This is a genomic window from Chitinophagales bacterium, from assembly GCA_013816805.1.
Taxonomy (GTDB): Bacteria; Bacteroidota; Bacteroidia; order Chitinophagales; family UBA10324; genus MGR-bin340.
This window is the reverse complement of sequence record JACDDS010000008.1, coordinates 43,386-59,965: the sequence shown is the minus strand read 5'-3', so window position 1 is coordinate 59,965 and position 16,580 is coordinate 43,386. Positions and strand designations below refer to the sequence as shown.

At 40.5% G+C, this 16,580-nt stretch carries 16 protein-coding genes; 9 read left to right on the top strand and 7 right to left on the bottom strand.

Features of this window, described 5'->3' with window-relative positions; genetic code table 11:
• Positions 1–114: 114 nt before the first annotated feature.
• The 3 genes from H0W62_08275 to msrB form a co-directional block, all read right to left on the bottom strand.
• Positions 115–1,473 carry a 4Fe-4S binding protein gene (locus H0W62_08275; GenBank protein ID MBA3648531.1) on the bottom strand — a complete coding sequence of 453 codons (1,359 nt, stop codon included), beginning with the start codon at positions 1,471–1,473 and terminating at the stop codon, positions 115–117.
• 94 nt (positions 1,474–1,567) lie between these two features.
• Entirely contained in the window at positions 1,568–2,842 is a 1,275-nt protein-coding gene (locus H0W62_08270) for an NAD(P)/FAD-dependent oxidoreductase (protein MBA3648530.1), read from the bottom strand.
• Between the two features lie 62 nt (positions 2,843–2,904).
• The gene (gene msrB / locus H0W62_08265) at positions 2,905–3,399 is read right to left on the bottom strand and encodes a peptide-methionine (R)-S-oxide reductase MsrB (protein MBA3648529.1); all 495 of its coding nucleotides are present in this window, start codon (positions 3,397–3,399) and stop codon (positions 2,905–2,907) included.
• A 117-nt stretch (positions 3,400–3,516) separates the two neighbouring features.
• Between msrB and H0W62_08260 the strand changes: the two genes are divergently transcribed.
• From H0W62_08260 to H0W62_08250, 3 genes are all read left to right on the top strand, one after another.
• Positions 3,517–4,011, top strand: coding sequence for a hypothetical protein (locus H0W62_08260; GenBank protein MBA3648528.1), 495 nt, complete (start codon positions 3,517–3,519; stop codon positions 4,009–4,011).
• Between the two features lie 37 nt (positions 4,012–4,048).
• A complete protein-coding gene (locus tag H0W62_08255) occupies positions 4,049–4,378 on the top strand; it encodes a nucleotide pyrophosphohydrolase (GenBank protein ID MBA3648527.1) in 330 nt (109 codons plus the stop codon).
• A gap of 133 nt (positions 4,379–4,511) precedes the next feature.
• Complete coding sequence (locus tag H0W62_08250; GenBank protein ID MBA3648526.1) at positions 4,512–5,969, top strand: T9SS type A sorting domain-containing protein; 1,458 nt, start codon at positions 4,512–4,514, stop codon at positions 5,967–5,969.
• A 130-nt stretch (positions 5,970–6,099) separates the two neighbouring features.
• Here the strand turns inward: H0W62_08250 and H0W62_08245 are convergent, their stop codons facing one another.
• Together H0W62_08245 and H0W62_08240 are read right to left on the bottom strand one after the other, a co-directional pair.
• On the bottom strand, positions 6,100–6,462 hold the full coding sequence (locus H0W62_08245) for a hypothetical protein (GenBank protein ID MBA3648525.1): 363 nt from the start codon (positions 6,460–6,462) through the stop codon (positions 6,100–6,102).
• Positions 6,463–6,548: 86 nt separating this feature from the next.
• Positions 6,549–6,866, bottom strand: coding sequence for a hypothetical protein (locus H0W62_08240; protein MBA3648524.1), 318 nt, complete (start codon positions 6,864–6,866; stop codon positions 6,549–6,551).
• 316 nt (positions 6,867–7,182) lie between these two features.
• Here H0W62_08240 and H0W62_08235 point away from each other — a divergent pair, with 316 nt between their 5' ends.
• The 4 genes from H0W62_08235 to H0W62_08220 all read left to right on the top strand — a co-directional run bounded on the left by H0W62_08235 (position 7,183) and on the right by H0W62_08220 (position 12,538).
• The gene (locus tag H0W62_08235; protein MBA3648523.1) at positions 7,183–9,606 is read left to right on the top strand and encodes an ABC transporter permease; all 2,424 of its coding nucleotides are present in this window, start codon (positions 7,183–7,185) and stop codon (positions 9,604–9,606) included.
• A 57-nt stretch (positions 9,607–9,663) separates the two neighbouring features.
• Positions 9,664–10,326 (top strand): ABC transporter ATP-binding protein, encoded by a 663-nt coding sequence (locus tag H0W62_08230; GenBank protein MBA3648522.1) that lies wholly within the window; start codon positions 9,664–9,666, stop codon positions 10,324–10,326.
• Between the two features lie 209 nt (positions 10,327–10,535).
• Positions 10,536–12,215: an energy-dependent translational throttle protein EttA gene (gene ettA, locus H0W62_08225; protein MBA3648521.1), complete on the top strand. Its 1,680-nt coding sequence runs from the start codon at positions 10,536–10,538 to the stop codon at positions 12,213–12,215.
• Between the two features lie 62 nt (positions 12,216–12,277).
• Entirely contained in the window at positions 12,278–12,538 is a 261-nt protein-coding gene (locus H0W62_08220) for a hypothetical protein (protein MBA3648520.1), read from the top strand.
• 11 nt (positions 12,539–12,549) lie between these two features.
• Here H0W62_08220 and H0W62_08215 read toward each other — a convergent pair whose 3' ends face one another.
• Together H0W62_08215 and H0W62_08210 are read right to left on the bottom strand one after the other, a co-directional pair.
• Positions 12,550–13,533: an inorganic phosphate transporter gene (locus H0W62_08215; protein MBA3648519.1), complete on the bottom strand. Its 984-nt coding sequence runs from the start codon at positions 13,531–13,533 to the stop codon at positions 12,550–12,552.
• A gap of 18 nt (positions 13,534–13,551) precedes the next feature.
• Positions 13,552–14,199, bottom strand: a complete 648-nt coding sequence (locus H0W62_08210) for a DUF47 domain-containing protein (protein MBA3648518.1) — start codon at positions 14,197–14,199, stop codon at positions 13,552–13,554.
• Between the two features lie 309 nt (positions 14,200–14,508).
• On the opposite strand from H0W62_08210, the gene H0W62_08205 reads away from it, so the two are divergent.
• Positions 14,509–15,555 carry a PstS family phosphate ABC transporter substrate-binding protein gene (locus H0W62_08205; protein ID MBA3648517.1) on the top strand — a complete coding sequence of 349 codons (1,047 nt, stop codon included), beginning with the start codon at positions 14,509–14,511 and terminating at the stop codon, positions 15,553–15,555.
• Between the two features lie 90 nt (positions 15,556–15,645).
• Complete coding sequence (gene pstC, locus H0W62_08200; protein ID MBA3648516.1) at positions 15,646–16,554, top strand: phosphate ABC transporter permease subunit PstC; 909 nt, start codon at positions 15,646–15,648, stop codon at positions 16,552–16,554.
• The last annotated feature ends 26 nt before the right edge of the window (positions 16,555–16,580 follow it).

Here is a 16,580-nt window from a genome sequence, read left to right as displayed (position 1 = left end):
TTCAGAAAGACTAAGATGTTTTAATCTCTATTGTGAATATCAAACAAAGTTGAATAGGAAGTCTTTGAGTGCTGAGAGATCAGAACAATTTCTTACACACCGGCAAAAGAATATTCATGAAGGGATATAGGGCCCTTTTTCGGAGAGCTGGATCGGACCATTTTCCATTCGGCCATGCATCGGACCATTCTCAAGGTTTAATACACCACGGGGGCAAACTGTAGAGCACATACCGCAACCGACACAGGATGCGCGAACAATATTCTGACCCCTTTGGGCATACCATCTCACATCGATACCCATTTCGCAATAGGTGGAGCAGTTTCCGCAGGAGATGCATTGACCGCCATTGGTAGTAATTCTGAAGCGTGAAAAATATTTTTGCAAAATGCCAAGGTATGCTGCCATCGGGCAGCCGAACCTGCACCAGACGCGGGTTCCCATAATTGGATAAAAACCAACACCTATAACCCCCGAAAAAATGGCACCTATGAAAAATCCATAAGACTTGGCAAGACCCGTTGAAAGCGATCCAAAAACAGTTCCGCCGGAAAATGAATTAATCCAAAGTAACGCTGTAATCAATACAATAAGAACTAAAACTGAGTAAACGGTCCGCCGTTCAATCTTCCAGGCGCGTAGTGATTTATCAGAGAGCTGCCTAAAAGAATCACCGGCGGTATTGGCCAGCCCGCCACAACCGCAAACCCACGAGCAATACCAGCGCTTCCCAAAAAAATAGGTAAGAATGGGAGTTGCAATAAGGGACATTACAGCGGTCCAGAAAACCATAAATACGCCCAGGCCTCCCGGCTGTGAAAGAAGGCTATGAATATCATTTGGAAAAAGGTAATTGTATTTCAACGGCCAGAAATAGCTAAAATAAAACTCCGGCTGATTAAGAAACTGAAGTAATGCCGGGATTAGGTAAGCAAATCCCAACTGGAAAAATATGATTGATGAGGTACGAATAATTTGATATGGAGAGTGGCGGTATTTTAAAATCGCCCGCAATCCCATAATCACAATGGAGATAGTATAGAAAGTTCCATATAAAAACCACTGATCGGCTGGTTTAGAACGCAGAAGCTGGCTGAGCGGATCGCACATACGGATCCAGTTTTCAAGATAACCAGGAAACCAATACAGGACAATATAAAATACCGTGATTATGATGCCTAATAAATACGCTGCATTTTTCCGGCTGCTGATGGGCTTAAACCAGATACCGTTATTTTTTACTCCCGGTGGCTGAGACAAGAAAGTGTTAATGATAAAAATGAGAGTACCCACTGTTACCAATCCAAAGGAGACGATGAAAAATAACCACGGCTGCGAATTTTCTCTAACACCTAAAGCAATAAGAGCAGCAAACAATCCTGCAGCAAGAATGGCTAATCCTGCTTTTTGAATGGTGCCGAGTTGTGCTCCATCAGGATTGGAAAGTGCAATGGTTTGATCTGTGGGTCTCATGGTTTTGGCTGAAAAAGGAATTTAACTATAACTAATCGGTTGTCTTATTAATGGTGTTTCGTAAACCCTATAACAATAAGGTTTGAATACTGATCTATAAATAATGTGCAAATTGATTTCTTACCTCACGTTCATAACGTCTGAAAAACTCCGGATCAAAATTAGCTTCCTGAAGATGTTTCAGCACGTAATCGAGAGTTTTGCCTTCTGCAATCCATGATTCACAAATATTTTGACGATAGCGGATGCCAAATAAATTAAATCCCTTTACGATATTCCCGTCTTTTTGATATACAATCCGAATACTCTTTTTCCCATTTGCATGTTCCCAATAAAGTGAATCAAGATCTTCAGGTATTTTAGCAGGAACAGTACCGTAGGTTTGGTATTCGATGTTAAAAAATTTTGCTGAATTAAACCAGATGCCACGATCATAAGCGGTCCGTTTCCCGCAAAGAATTTGGCCTAATATTTCTCCATGTTTTCTTCCAGTGTACCATAGTTGCTCGACATTCAACTGGCCCGGTTTTGGAGTTCTGAATTCTGCACAATCTCCTGCTGCATACACATCGGTAATATTGGTTTCAAAATATTCATTCACCAGAATCCCCCGGTTTAATTCGATAGAGGAATCTTTAAGCCAATCAATTGCCGGGGAAACACCCGCAGTAAGTCCAACAAAATCACATGGAATTCTTTCTCCCTTATCCGTTATTACTGCGGAAACCTTACCGTTATTTTCTGCTAAAATTTCTTTGAGCTGGGTTTGAAGATGAAGTTCGATGCCATGTAATGATATTTCACGGTTAACCAGTTGGGCCTCTTCAGCAGGTAAAATACTACCCCAGTAGTTTTTTTCACGCACCAGCATAGTAACCGGAATGCCGCGCGTGTGCAGCATTTCAGCCATTTCTATACCGATCAATCCGCCGCCAACAATCACCGCATTTGAAATACCACTCGTGTTTTTTTCCATGCTTTCCAGGTCCTGCAGACTGTATAAACCCTGTACACCATTTAGATTCTCACCAGGCCACCCGAATTTATTGGGTTTACTGCCACAGGCAATAATCAGTTTATCGTAACTGATTTTTTCACCATTACTCAAAATACATTGTTTCCTTTCGCTGTCAATTTGATCTACTCTGTTGTGCACCAGGTTAATGCTGTTCTTTTCCCAAAACCAATCTTCATACGGCTTAATGTGTTCGAATTTCATATGTCCCATATACACATACATGAGTGCCGTTCGGGAGAAAAAAAAATTACTCTCAGAAGAGATCACTGTTATTTCATGGCCGGATAACTGTCGAACGGTACGCGCAGCAGTTGTGCCTGTAATACCGTTACCAATTATAACTATGTGCATGAATAGTAATCTTCACAAGTTAACAAATAGCAAAGAATGTTCGCAGACCTTGAGTTCTTCTTCTATTTCTTCACAAAATTCAATGCAGAGCCATCCAGACAATAGCGCAGGCCGGTCGGCTGAGGTCCATCATTAAAGATATGTCCTAAATGAGCACCGCAACGACTGCAAACCACCTCAGTTCGGGTTGAGCCCGTACTGGCATCTGTAAAGGTTTTTACTGCCTTGTCATTAATGGGTTTGAAAAAGCTGGGCCATCCAGTTCCCGATTCAAACTTGGTTTCAGAGCTGAACAGGGGTTCACCGCATGCTATGCAATTGTAAATTCCTTTCTCATGGTTATTCCAGTAAGGGCCGCTGAAACCCGGATCGGTACCTTTTTCACGGGTAATATAATATTGCTGTGGTGTTAAAAGCTTTTTCCATTCAGCGTCTGTTTTCGTGATGGGATAAGTAGCTTTGGAAGATGGAAAAACATAACTTTTGTTTTCCATTTGTGCACAGGCGCTCAACCCCAACGCCATTAATGCCAGGATAAAAATGAGATATTGCTTCATTATTGAAATTTTTAGAAATTTAATGAATATACGTAACGCTATAAGTGAACAGTTTGGTTCTCTGAAAGAAATATTTTTTAAGTGTACCCAAATTACATCTTCGATAAAAATTAAATAATGATGAAATGGCTTTATACCATTATAACTCTGGCAGTTGCAATCTCTGTTTTGAATATTGGAATTTCGTGCACAAATGCTCCCGAAAAAAAAGTTGCTAAATCACTTTCTGCTTCGGAGGCTCATCTTGGCGAGCACATGGGGCAAATGCAATATTATGTGGTTAAGCTCGGATTGGCCCTACAGCATAAAAACCAACCTCTCGCAAATTTTTATGCCGGAGAAGTAAATGAAACCTATGAGGAAATGCGTTCTTTAAACATTGTGGACGACAGCATCCCAATCAGCAGGTTATTAAATCAATTGCTTTCACCTGTGCTTCAAAATGTAACGTCGGTAATTTCACAAAACGACACTGCACAATTTTTATCGCAATACCAGGCATTGATTGAGACCTGCAACAGCTGCCATAAAGAAACCGGTCGTCCTTTTATCGTGGTCCAGGCGCCACATGAGGAGTATAACGGGCAGGATTTCTCATCAAATAAAAAATAACGGGTTGTTATTTCAATCACTTTAAATGTCTGTTCGTATGACAATTTCCAAAGCCCAGAAAAAAGTAGACGACTGGATTAAAACTACAGGCGTGCGATATTTTAATGAATTGACAAATCTCGCCATTTTAACGGAGGAAGTAGGAGAAGTAGCACGTATCATTGCCCGCAAATTCGGGGAACAATCCTTTAAAGAATCCGATAAAGAAAATAACCTGGAAGATGAGTTAGCTGATGTTCTGTTTGTAATAATCTGCATTGCAAACCAAACAGGCATCGATCTTACGGATGCACTTTCCCGGAATATAGAAAAGAAGACCCTTCGTGATGCGGAACGCCACCAGCAAAACGATAAATTGAAAATATAGAGAAACTATATCTTATCAGTAATCTGCTTAAAATCAAAATGTTATAATATTTTACCTATTAATAGTTAAGTATTTTATTATGGCATTACTTCATTCTTAAATGATTATTTTTAAATTAATTAAGATTTTGATTATGGAAACAACCACTACTTCTCAAAATATAATTTCCTGTTTGCAACGACTATTTATGGTGCTATTGGTTATAAATACCATAAGTAAATTTTCTTCGGCACAAAATCAAAATGATGTCTGGTACTTTGGAAACCATAGTGGAATAGATTTCAGTGGGGCTTTACCGGTTGCTATTTCAAATGCTGCAATGAATGCCTACGAAGGTTCAGCAAGTGAATGTGATAACAATGGTAACCTTATTTTCTATACGGATGGGGTTACAATCTGGGACAAAAATGATCATATTATGCCTAATGGGAGCGGATTAAAAGGAGGAAGCTCCTCAACACAGGCAGCATTAATTGTAAACATTCCTTCTCAACCGGGTATCTATTATGTATTTACCGTTGGTGACCAATACAGTAATGGGGGAATTTACTATTCATTAGTGGACATGAGCCTCAATGGAGGTCTCGGTGATATAGTAGCAGGAAAAAAAAATATTATGTTGCTATTCCAAAGCACGGAAGCGATCGCAGGAGTTTTAAAATACGATCGGTCGGGTGTTTGGGTAATAGTTCATGAGCTGAACAATAACAATTTTGATAGTTACCTGGTTAATTCAGGAGGGGTTTCTGATCCTATAGTATCCTCAATGGGAAATCTCAGGGACTGGGCTCATATAATAGGGCCAATGAAAATATCCCCTAATGGTAATTTCATTGTTTATGAAACTACTTTCGGTTCGTCACAGATAGAGCTTTTTACCTTTAATCAAAAAAACGGGATATTAAATTCAACCAGAAATATCACAGCTTATTTTCCAGCAGTGGAGGGAGCATATGGTGCCGAATTTTCTCCTGATAATCACTTTCTTTATATTTCCGTAATGTGGAATGCAGCGTACCTCTATCAGTTAGATCTTATAAATAATGCTCTGACTGTACTTGATCATGCTGAAGGAGAATATATATGGGATGCGTTGCAACTTGCCAGTAATGGAAAAATATATCTCTCAAGAAATAATGAATCATATGTGGGAGTAATAAATAATCCAAACGCTTCAGGTACAGATTGTATTTACCAAGCGCATGGGTTGGATTTACAGCCAGGAACATTTTGCAGACTAGGTTTGCCAACTATTCCAAGCTACGCTTATAAACCTATTCAAATTTCTGATGCATTAGCAAATACTGTGGAAAAGGGTGCTTTACAATCCGAAGGAGCACAGATCAATATACTTCCTAATCCAATTAGGAATGCTACTCTTGAAATAAATTCATTGTGTTTTAATCAAAATGTAGCGGATAAGATTTCATTAGTGGTTTTGGACCTAAAAGGAAAAATAATTATTAGTAAATCTATCGACCACTACATTAAGGATTATTCTCTCGATATAACTAATCTGCAAAAGGGCTGTTATATTCTGGAGATATTTAATGCTGATGAAAAACGAATAACTAAGTTTCTCAGGGAATAATTTTATTCGTGTTATAAAACCTATCAGTGCAGCAACTGGGTAATTTTTTGTTGATTGATTTTTTTTTGTAAAAGCAATGGAGACTCACTTTCAGACTTCTAAAATCAATTAAGAATATCTTTTCCTGAATTCAGTAATTTTTTGGATTCGGGCTTATCACCTTTAACAGGGAATCCTTATCAGGGGGCTGGGATTCATTAATGTTAGGATTAGGAATCGCAGGGCTTGTCTGATTTGGATTTGTGGCGTTCGGAGGTAAAGGTGTGACATTTATCTGGATCGTATTGGAGTTAGAAGGTGCAGCAGGCGAAGCCTTATTTGAAGAAGTATCCTTAGAAATTTTACCAGGACTTGTATTTAAATTAGGGGTCGTGGGCGTTGTGGTCTGGGCTTCTGAAAATAGGAAGTTAGCAATCACCATTACTACCACAAGCACAATTTGCCTGAGCGGGAATTCTTTTAAAACTTTTATTTTACTACCTGGTCTTTTCATGGTTCAGGTTATTTATTATCTGCTGGAATACAAATACGCAGAGGCATGCTGTTACATATTCAATCCAAAAAATAATTAACAGAGGATTATAAAGCCGGGCCTTCTTTAGATCCGCCTGAATTTGGCGCTTCACCTTTATCACCGAACAAAGAATGCAGCCAATTTTCTATGTCAGGAAAGTGATCTTTCAGCGCTGATCCACCTTTAGTTTTCAGCTCACTAAAATACTCCTGTGCCTTATCTGATAATCCTTCGGCATCGCTCTTATATTTATGTGCCTTATCCTTTAATGTACTGGAGAGCTTCTCCTTTTCTTCGGGAGTCATGTTCATGTATTTATGGGCAGCGAAAGCGGCGGCGGCACCTAATAAAAATGTGGCAATGTGTTTTGAATCTACACTCATAGCGATTTTTTTGAAAGCGAAATTTATGATTAAATATTGACTTATATGTAATCTAAGAATGCATTAATTACTTCACTTAAATTTACTGTTGATTATTTTAGTTTAAGAAAGACAGCTTTATCCGTATCGAATGCGGACAGGCCTTGTATCAAATGCGAACAAGTTTTCATGCTCTTCATAATTAAGTCGCTGTAAATCATAAACTCTTTTTTCTGGCATATTCCTGTCAGGACGAATAGTTTTTATCTCCTTTTACTTCTTCTGTAACAATTACCTGGAATGCATCGCTTTATAATTATAGTGACAACCAATTGACATGATTAGAAATTACCTTAAAGTCGCTTTACGCAATCTCAGGAAAAATAAAGGATTCTCACTGATCAACATTATAGGTTTGTCGGTAGGCTTGGCCACCTGCATATTGATATTGCTTTTCGTTCAGGATGAATTGAACTACGACCGGTATAATAAAAATGCGGGTCGCGTTTACCGCACGGATGCAGATATTCAGTTCGGCGGCGCTCACTTCATCCTTGCTGTCTCACCACCGCAATTGAGCTCTGTTATGTTAAAGGAATACCCTCAGGTAGAAGCTGCAGTCCGCTTCCGGGACTATGGTGGATTTTTGGTAAGAAAAGGAAATGAAAACATCCAGGAAAACAGGGTCATCTATGCTGACTCTTCGTTGTTCTCTGTTTTTACACTTCCCATGATAGCAGGCAATGCAAACAATGCTTTATCAGATCCGAAGTCAATCGTGGTCACCAGAGATATTGCAATGAAATACTTCAACCGAACCGATGTTGTAGGACAAAATTTCACAATCAATGATACAGGCAATTATAAAATTACCGGTGTGATTGAAAACGTACCCCGTCAGTCGCACTTCAATTATGATTTTTTTGTCTCACTGAGCCAATCACCGGAAGCAAAACAGGATAACTGGCTCAGTAATAATTTCAATACATATGTGCTTTTAAAGCCCGGGGTGGATGGTAAAAAATTTGAATCGCATCTCGATGAAATTGTAAATAAGTATGTTTTTCCGCAAGCGCAGCAGATGCTGAATGTATCAAAGGAAAATATGCTGAAGAGCGGAACTCACGTTTACTATTCACTCACGCCACTTACACAAATTCATTTGCACTCAAACAAAGTGGCAGAGTTAAGTGCAAACAGTGATATACGCTACGTTTATATTTTTTCCATTATCGCGGTTTTAATCCTCATCATTGCCTGTGTCAACTTTATGAACCTATCTACAGCACGTTCTGTAAACCGTGCAAAAGAAGTGGGAATTCGTAAGGTTGCAGGATCATTAAGATCAAACCTTATTTTTCAATTTCTCACAGAATCCACCCTAATTAGTTTTTTTTCTTTACTGCTTGCGCTAGTTATAGTGCTTCTCTTATTACCTTATTTCAATCAGCTATCCGGCAAAGAAATCAGTATAGGGTCGGTGTCTATTTCCCGGGTAGTTCCATTGCTGCTTGCGCTGGTGCTGATTGTGGGATTGCTGGCAGGAAGCTATCCTGCATTTTTTCTTTCACGCTTCAAACCAATTGAAGTATTGAAAGGAAAATTTTCCTCAGGCTTTAAAGGAAGCTGGCTCCGCAGCAGCCTGGTGGTTTTTCAATTTGCTACTTCTATCATTCTTATTGTTGGAACCATTGTAATCTATAATCAGCTTAATTATATCCGCAATAAAAATCTGGGCTATAATCGTGAGCAGGTACTTGTAATTCAAAATTGTTACCCGCTTGGTAAACAGGCAAAGACATTCGAAGCTGAATTATTAAAGCTAGCCGGCGTACAACGCGCTACGCTCACAGGATATTTGCCTACAGGATCGTATAGAAGTGACAGCCCTTTATTTGAAGACCCTACGCTTGACCAGCACAAATCGGTATCCATGCAAAATTGGCTAGTGGATGAAAATTATATTCCCACGCTTGGCATGCAGATGGTAAAGGGAAGAAACTTCTCTTCACAATTTGCAACCGATTCAGATGCAATAATCATTAATGAATCTGCGGCAAAGCTTTTGAGCTTTAAAGATCCCATTAATCAAAAACTCTACCTTCTTAAGAATCTTCAAACCAAAGCAGTTTCTGCTTATAACATTATCGGCGTTGTAAAGGACTTTAACTTTAATTCGCTTCGTGAGCAGGTAACGCCAATGGTGCTCTTTGACCGCGAGGAGCATGGAAGCATAGCGTTACGGATCAATACCAGCAACATTCCTGGCCTTATCAGGCAGGTTCAGGATAAGTGGAAAACGATGGCCCCGGGTCAACCCTTTGCATATTCTTTTATGAATGATGATTTCAATAACACCTATCTTTCTGAGCAGCGAATAGGTAAAATTTTCGTCTCTTTTGCTATTCTGGCTATTTTAATTGGTTGCCTTGGCTTATTCGGATTGGTAACCTATGCAGCCGAACAGCGAACAAAAGAGATCGGCATTCGTAAGGTTTTGGGTGCCACCGTCAGCAATATTGTTGCTCTGCTTTCCAAGTACTTTATCAGGCTGGTGATAGTTGCAGCAATTATTGCTTTTCCAATAGCATGGTTTGGTATGAATAAGTGGCTGCAGGATTATTCCTATCGGGTCAGCATCGATTGGTGGACATTCGCGGTAGCTGCTATAATTATTATAACCATATCTATGATCACCGTAAGCTTTCATGCAATTAAAGCTGCTATTGCCAATCCCGTAAAGTCGTTAAGGACGGAATAGCCTTTTACCTTCAACCTTACACTTTTTAACCTAAATCCTTTTAATCCCTAAAAATTCATGATCCACCTGCAAGGCATTACTAAATGGTATTCCGTAGGGCCCGGTAAAACTTATATTATTAATAATGTGGATCTTGATGTTAAGGAAGGTGAATTCATTTCCATTATGGGACCTTCCGGATCCGGTAAATCAACGCTTCTGAATATTATCGGCATGCTCGATGAGCCTTCTGAAGGAGATTATTTCTTCCTTGGAAATAATGTATTTGATCTGAAAGAAAAACAAAGGTCTAAGCTGTATAAAGAATACATAGGTTTTGTGTTTCAGGCTTACCATCTTATAGATGAGCTCACAGTATATGAAAATATAGAAACACCATTGATTTATCAGAATATAAAGGGATCGGAGCGAAGAGCTATGGTTGCAGATATGCTCGACCGTTTTCAGATTGTGGGTAAGAAGGACCTTTTTCCGGCCCAACTATCAGGTGGTCAGCAGCAATTAGTGGGTATTGCGCGTGCTCTTATTGCTAATCCAAAACTACTTCTTGCGGATGAACCAACCGGCAACCTCAATTCCAAGCAGGGTGAAGAAATAATGGCCCTCTTTAAAGAGCTTAATCAGGACGGCGTAACGATCATTCAGGTAACGCATTCAGAAAAAAATGCTTCTTACGGTTCCCGGATTATTCGTTTGCTCGACGGCAGAATAGAGCTATAGAAGTGTAAATGTCTTTCACCTTTAGCGACTATACCAACCCTTCATTCGATAATGTTTTGGTATAAACACTTGTTTATTTAAGGCATTATATTTATCCTCCACTAAATAATTTCCGTTGAAATGTATAAACTCTTATCTGCTATCTTTGCCCTCCTTTTTTAATATCCGGAACACTAAACAATATAAACCCCAAACCTTTTTGATACTGTATGGCTGACAATAAGATTATTTTTTCTATGCAGGGTGTTGGCAAAATGATTCCTCCCAACAACAAGCAAATCCTTAAAGATATTTATCTCTCATTTTACTATGGTGCCAAGATCGGCATCATTGGTACAAATGGAAGCGGAAAATCAACGCTTCTAAATATTATTGCGGGAAAAGATCAGCAATATCAGGGAAAGATTCAATTTGAGAAAGAGTACAGCATAGGCTTGCTTGAGCAGGAACCGCACCTCGACAGTACTAAAACCGTAAGGGAAATAGTGAGCGAAGGGGTACAGGAAGTTATGGATATGCTTAAAGAATTTGAGGATATCAGCAATAAATTTTCGGACCCGATGAGTGCTGATGAGATGGACAGATTGCTGACCAAGCAGGGTGATTTGCAGGAAAAAATTGAGGCCGCTGATGGGTGGGAAATTGATTCAAAGCTGGAGCGAGCCATGGATGCGCTGAACACATCGGATGGAGATTCTGTAATAAAAAATTTATCGGGTGGTGAGCTAAGAAGGGTTGCATTATGCCGGCTTTTACTTCAGGAACCGGATATTTTACTGCTTGATGAGCCCACCAACCACCTCGATGCCGAAAGCGTAATGTGGCTCGAACAGCATTTAAAGCAATACAAAGGAACTGTGATAGCGGTTACGCACGATCGCTATTTCTTAGATAATGTAGCGGGCTGGATTCTGGAGCTTGATCGGGGGGAAGGCATTCCCTGGAAGGGAAATTATTCCTCATGGCTGGAGCAAAAATCACAGCGTTTGATACTGGAAGAAAAGCAGGAATCTAAGAGGCAGAAAACCTTGCAGCGAGAGCTGGAGTGGGTGCGGATGGGTCAAAAAGCAAGACAGGCCAAATCCAAGGCCCGTATCCAGAACTATGAGCGAATGGCGAGCGAGGAAACGAAACAAAAAGAAGACAAGCTCGAAATATTTATTCCGCCCGGACCACGCCTGGGAGCTAACGTAATTGAATCTATAAATGTAACCAAATCTTTCGGGGACAAAGTGCTGTTCGAGGACCTCAATTTCAATTTGCCGCAGGGCGGTATTGTTGGAATTATTGGTCCTAACGGAGCGGGAAAAACGACCCTGTTCAGGATGATCCTTGGAACAGAAAAGCCTGATAGCGGAGTATTCAATATCGGTGAAACCGTAAAGATTTCTTACGTAGATCAAATGCATACTTCTTTCGACCCGAACAAAACAGTTTTTGAAGTGATATCGAACGGTCTTGATTTTGTGGAAGTAGGAAAATATAAGATCAGCTCACGGGCCTATGTTGGGAAATTCAATTTCACAGGAAACGATCAGCAGAAAAAAATAGGTGTGCTTAGCGGTGGTGAACGCAATCGCCTGCACCTGGCACTTACCCTTCGTGAGGAAGCAAACGTATTGCTGCTCGATGAGCCGACCAACGACCTTGATGTAAATACACTTCGCGCTTTAGAAGAAGCCCTGGAAAATTTTGCAGGGTGCGCCGTGGTGATCTCGCATGACCGTTGGTTTTTAGATCGGGTGGCGACTCACATTCTGGCTTTTGAGGGAGATGGAGTAGAATATTGGTTTGAAGGCGGATTCTCAGATTATGAGGAAAATAAAAAGAAACGCCTCGGCGAAACCACACCTCATCGTTTTAAATATAAGAAACTGGTAGCCGGATAAATATACTGTTGCTTCATGTATTGCCAGGTTTTTATATTTTAATTGAGTAAATACGACTATCAATGGCTTGTCAATTTTCAATACCATTCAAGGGAAATGCATCAACAATTATCTCCAGGGTTAACGAGGCTATTACCAAGGCCGGCGGCAGCTTTACTACTGCAGGAAATACGGGTAGTTTTCATATTTCCCCGCCGATAGGTAAAATATCCGGAGAATTCGCGATTGAAGCATCACTGATGAAGATCAATATCAGTCACAAGCCGGTATTCATCCCGTGCAAAACTATTGAGCAGTATATAGCGCGGTATCTGGCCGAATAGCCCGCTATCCTTTAAAATAAGGTGGTAATATAGTAGATTCCAGCAGCCATTAGCATGGAGATAGGAATTGTGATGACCCAGGCAATAAGAAGCTTCCTGGTAATGCCCCACTCTACAGCAGAGACTCTTCTCTTTAAACCTACTCCAATGATAGAGCCTGTTATGGTGTGAGTAGTGCTTACAGGAATTCCCAATTGTGCCGTCGAAAAAAGCGTAATAGCTCCGGCTGTTTCAGCAGCAAATCCTTCGAAAGGATTTAAATGAGTGATCCTGGTTCCCATGGTTTTAACAATGCGCCAGCCGCCCATGGCCGTACCTAGAGCCATAGCACTCTGGCAGGAGATAATTACCCAAAACGGAATAGGCGCATCTTTGCTGATATTATTGGTAGCAATGAGAGCGGCAAAAATAATTCCCATCACTTTTTGTGCATCGTTTGCGCCATGTCCAAGACTGTATGCTGCCGCTGAAACTAATTGCAGCCGCCTGAATAGATTATCAACTTTATGCGGTATCGACCGCCTGAAAATATACATGAGCAATACAGCAAGAAAGAATGCAACGACCATCCCGATTACGGGGGCAAGGAAAATAAAGCTGATGATGCGGAATAGTTCATTGCTGAATACGGCCCCTACGCCTGCTTTAGCTATGGCAGCCCCGGCGAAGCCACCTACAAGAGTGTGTGAAGAGCTTGATGGAACACCGTAGTACCATGTAAATAAGTTCCAGATAATGGCTGCTATTAAGCCACTCAGGACCACCTGCAGCGTAACTATCTCTGGGTGAACAATCCCTTTCCCAACAGTAGAAGCAACATGCAATCCGAAAACAAGAAAAGCAATGAAGTTGAAAAATGCTGCCCAGATCACCGCTGCCCCAGGTGACAATACTTTTGTAGAAACTATAGTAGCAATAGAATTAGCGGCATCGTGGAAACCATTAATTACATCAAAGGCTAAGGCAAGGCCAATTACTATTATAAGAAGGATCATAATAAATAGATGGTTGTCTTACGCCGATTTAATAATGATCGATTCGAGCACATTTGCGCAATCCTCACATTTATCGGTAGCCGTTTCAAGCGCCTGTAATATCTCTTTCATTTTTATTAATTCTATTGCATTTTTTTCCGTTTCAAAGAGATTAGCAACGGCTTTGTCAAAGATATCGTCCGCATGGTTCTCAATACTATTGATCCTTACGCAAGCATCCGTGATCCTTCTCAGGTTTTTAAGGTTTCGCAATTCCATCACGGCTATATAAAGCTCATTGCTGCCTGTTTGTATCAGCTCAGCGAGCTTGACAATGTCGGGTGAAAAATTAGTAATCCTGTATAGCTCCATCCGCTTGGAAGCGCCATGAATATAATCCAGCACATCGTCCATATGAGAAGTAAGCCGGTGTATGTCTTCCCGGTCGAAAGGGGTAATAAAGTTCTTCCCCAGCTCACTAAAAACCTCATGAGCTATCTCGTCTCCCGTATGCTCAAGCTGAGCCACCTTGCGCATATATTCAATCCGCCGGTCAGGAGATGATGCAGTAACGGCGAGGTACAGGTTATTCGCACATTCTTTTAGGTTGGCCGCAGCCCGTTCAAACAACGGATAAAATTTTTTATCCTTCGGGACTAAAAAACTAATAAAGTTATTGACGTTCATAAATCAATGAGTATTTGTAAAAATTATAGAGGCAGATCTTTACAATTTCCGGGATAAAAGCAATGGTTCGGGGTAAAGATAAAATAACGGGTTAACAATAGCTTAACATGAAGCCTTTTCTGCATAATGCTACTTCGGAACAATTATCAGAGTAAAAAAAGGGCCGCTGATTTTTTACAACTTACCCAATATTAATTAATTGTTATCAAATTATTAACGAAATAACTATTTCATAAAGCGGGAAATTAAGATCAGCGCTCACCTTGAAGGTAGCTTTGCACAAATTAATTCTGATCAAATCACATTAACATGAACAAAATCATTGTTGCATTTGCAGCACTAACGTTATTAAATGCCTGCAATAGTTCTACTGACAATACAAATGCAAAGCAGGATCAGCAAAAGAAAAATCTGACAGTTTCAATTGACGGATCCAGTACGGTATATCCAATCTCTGAAGCAGTTGCCGAAGAATATGGAAAGCAAAATCCTGATCTCAAGGTCACAATCGCAGAATCGGGAACGGGCGGTGGAATGAAGAAATTTTCAGCAGGGGAAATTGATATATGCGATGCATCACGGCCTATAAAAAAGGAAGAAGCGGATGCCTGTGCTGTAAAAAATATAAAATACATAGAATTACCAATCGCATACGATGGTTTATCCGTAGTGGTAAATCCTAAAAATACATGGGTTGATAAGCTGACAGTTGCTGAACTAAAGAAAATTTGGTCTTCAGCAGCACAAGGGAAAATTACAAGCTGGAACCAGGTTAGGCCTGGTTTTCCAAATAAAGCCATCAAGCTTTTTGGTCCGGGTACAGATAGCGGCACCTTCGATTATTTCTGCGAAGTGATTAACGGAAAAAGAGGAGACCACCGCGGCGATTATACTGCTTCCGAAGATGATAATATTCTGGTTCAGGGAGTTTCCTCGGATGAAGGCGCCATCGGATATTTTGGCCTGGCCTATTACGAGGGAAACAGCGATAAGTTAAAGCTGATTCCCATAGATGATGGAAATGATGCTAATGGTAAGGGTGCTATTTTGCCTACCCTCGAAACCGTTCAGAACGGAACCTACGCTCCGCTGTCCCGTGCACTTTTCTTATATGCAAATACCGCTGCCGAAAGCAGGCAGGAGGTAAAAGATTTTTTATCCTATTATTTACAGAACGTTCCAAAGCTTTCCAAAGAAGTTGGTTATATCCCGCTGCAGGATGATCTGTATCCAATAGTAACACAACGATTGCAAAATACAGTGACAGGCTCTCTGTATACGAATGGAGAAGAAATGGGTACCACGCTGGAAGGGTTGCTGAAAGGTAATGCAGCTACCTCATCAGAAACACATTAATAGCTGATTAACCATCATAAAAATTTGGAAGTAGTGGATCAGGTGGAAACAGCGGTTCTTGATCAACCTGATGTGAATGCGGATAGCGGTATCCGCTTCGGGTTAACCCGAAGATATTACGTCTATGGGCGTGAAAAAGTAGTACAGGTTCTATTACTATTATGTGCACTGGTTTCTGTATTTACCACCCTTGGAATCATCATTGTTCTGCTACTGCAAACCATTGATTTTTTTAAGGAAGTATCCTTGTGGGATTTCTTAACCGATACCCAGTGGACGCCTCTTTTTGCTGATAAGCATTTCGGTATCCTGCCCCTTTTATCAGGAACATTACTAACATCAACAATTGCTCTTGCTGTGAGCGTACCTCTTGGATTAATGATTGCAATCTACCTTAGTGAATACGCTGCCAAACCTGTGAGAAAAGCAGTAAAGCCTTTCCTGGAAGTGCTTGCCGGGATTCCTACCATTGTGTATGGATATTTTGCACTCGTCACCGTAACGCCTTTATTGCAGAAATTAATTCCATCCCTGTCAGGTTTTAATGCCTTGTCGCCGGGTATTGTAATGGGAATTATGATTTTACCATTGGTGACTTCGCTAAGTGAAGATGCGCTTCGCGTGGTGCCAAACGGTTTGCGGGAAGGTGGCTATGCATTAGGTGCCTCGAGGCTGCAGGTTTCTTTATCCATTGTTTTCCCTTCTGCTTTTTCCGGGATTATAGCCTCCGTTATTTTGGCTTTTTCCAGGGCTATTGGAGAAACTATGATCGTGGCAATTGCCGCCGGGCAGTTACCGAATCTTACTGCAAATCCACTGAACCCCGTTTCCACCATGACGGCATATATTGTGGGAGTAAGCCAGGGTGACACCCCTTATGGCACCCTTTCATACAATACCATTTTTGCCGTTGCCATCACCTTGTTTTTATTTACTTTCCTGTTAAATATTATCAGCTTCAGAATTAGAAAAAGATTTTTAGCAATTGGTGGTGATTGAGTCATGTGAAGAAATCGAACTATGAA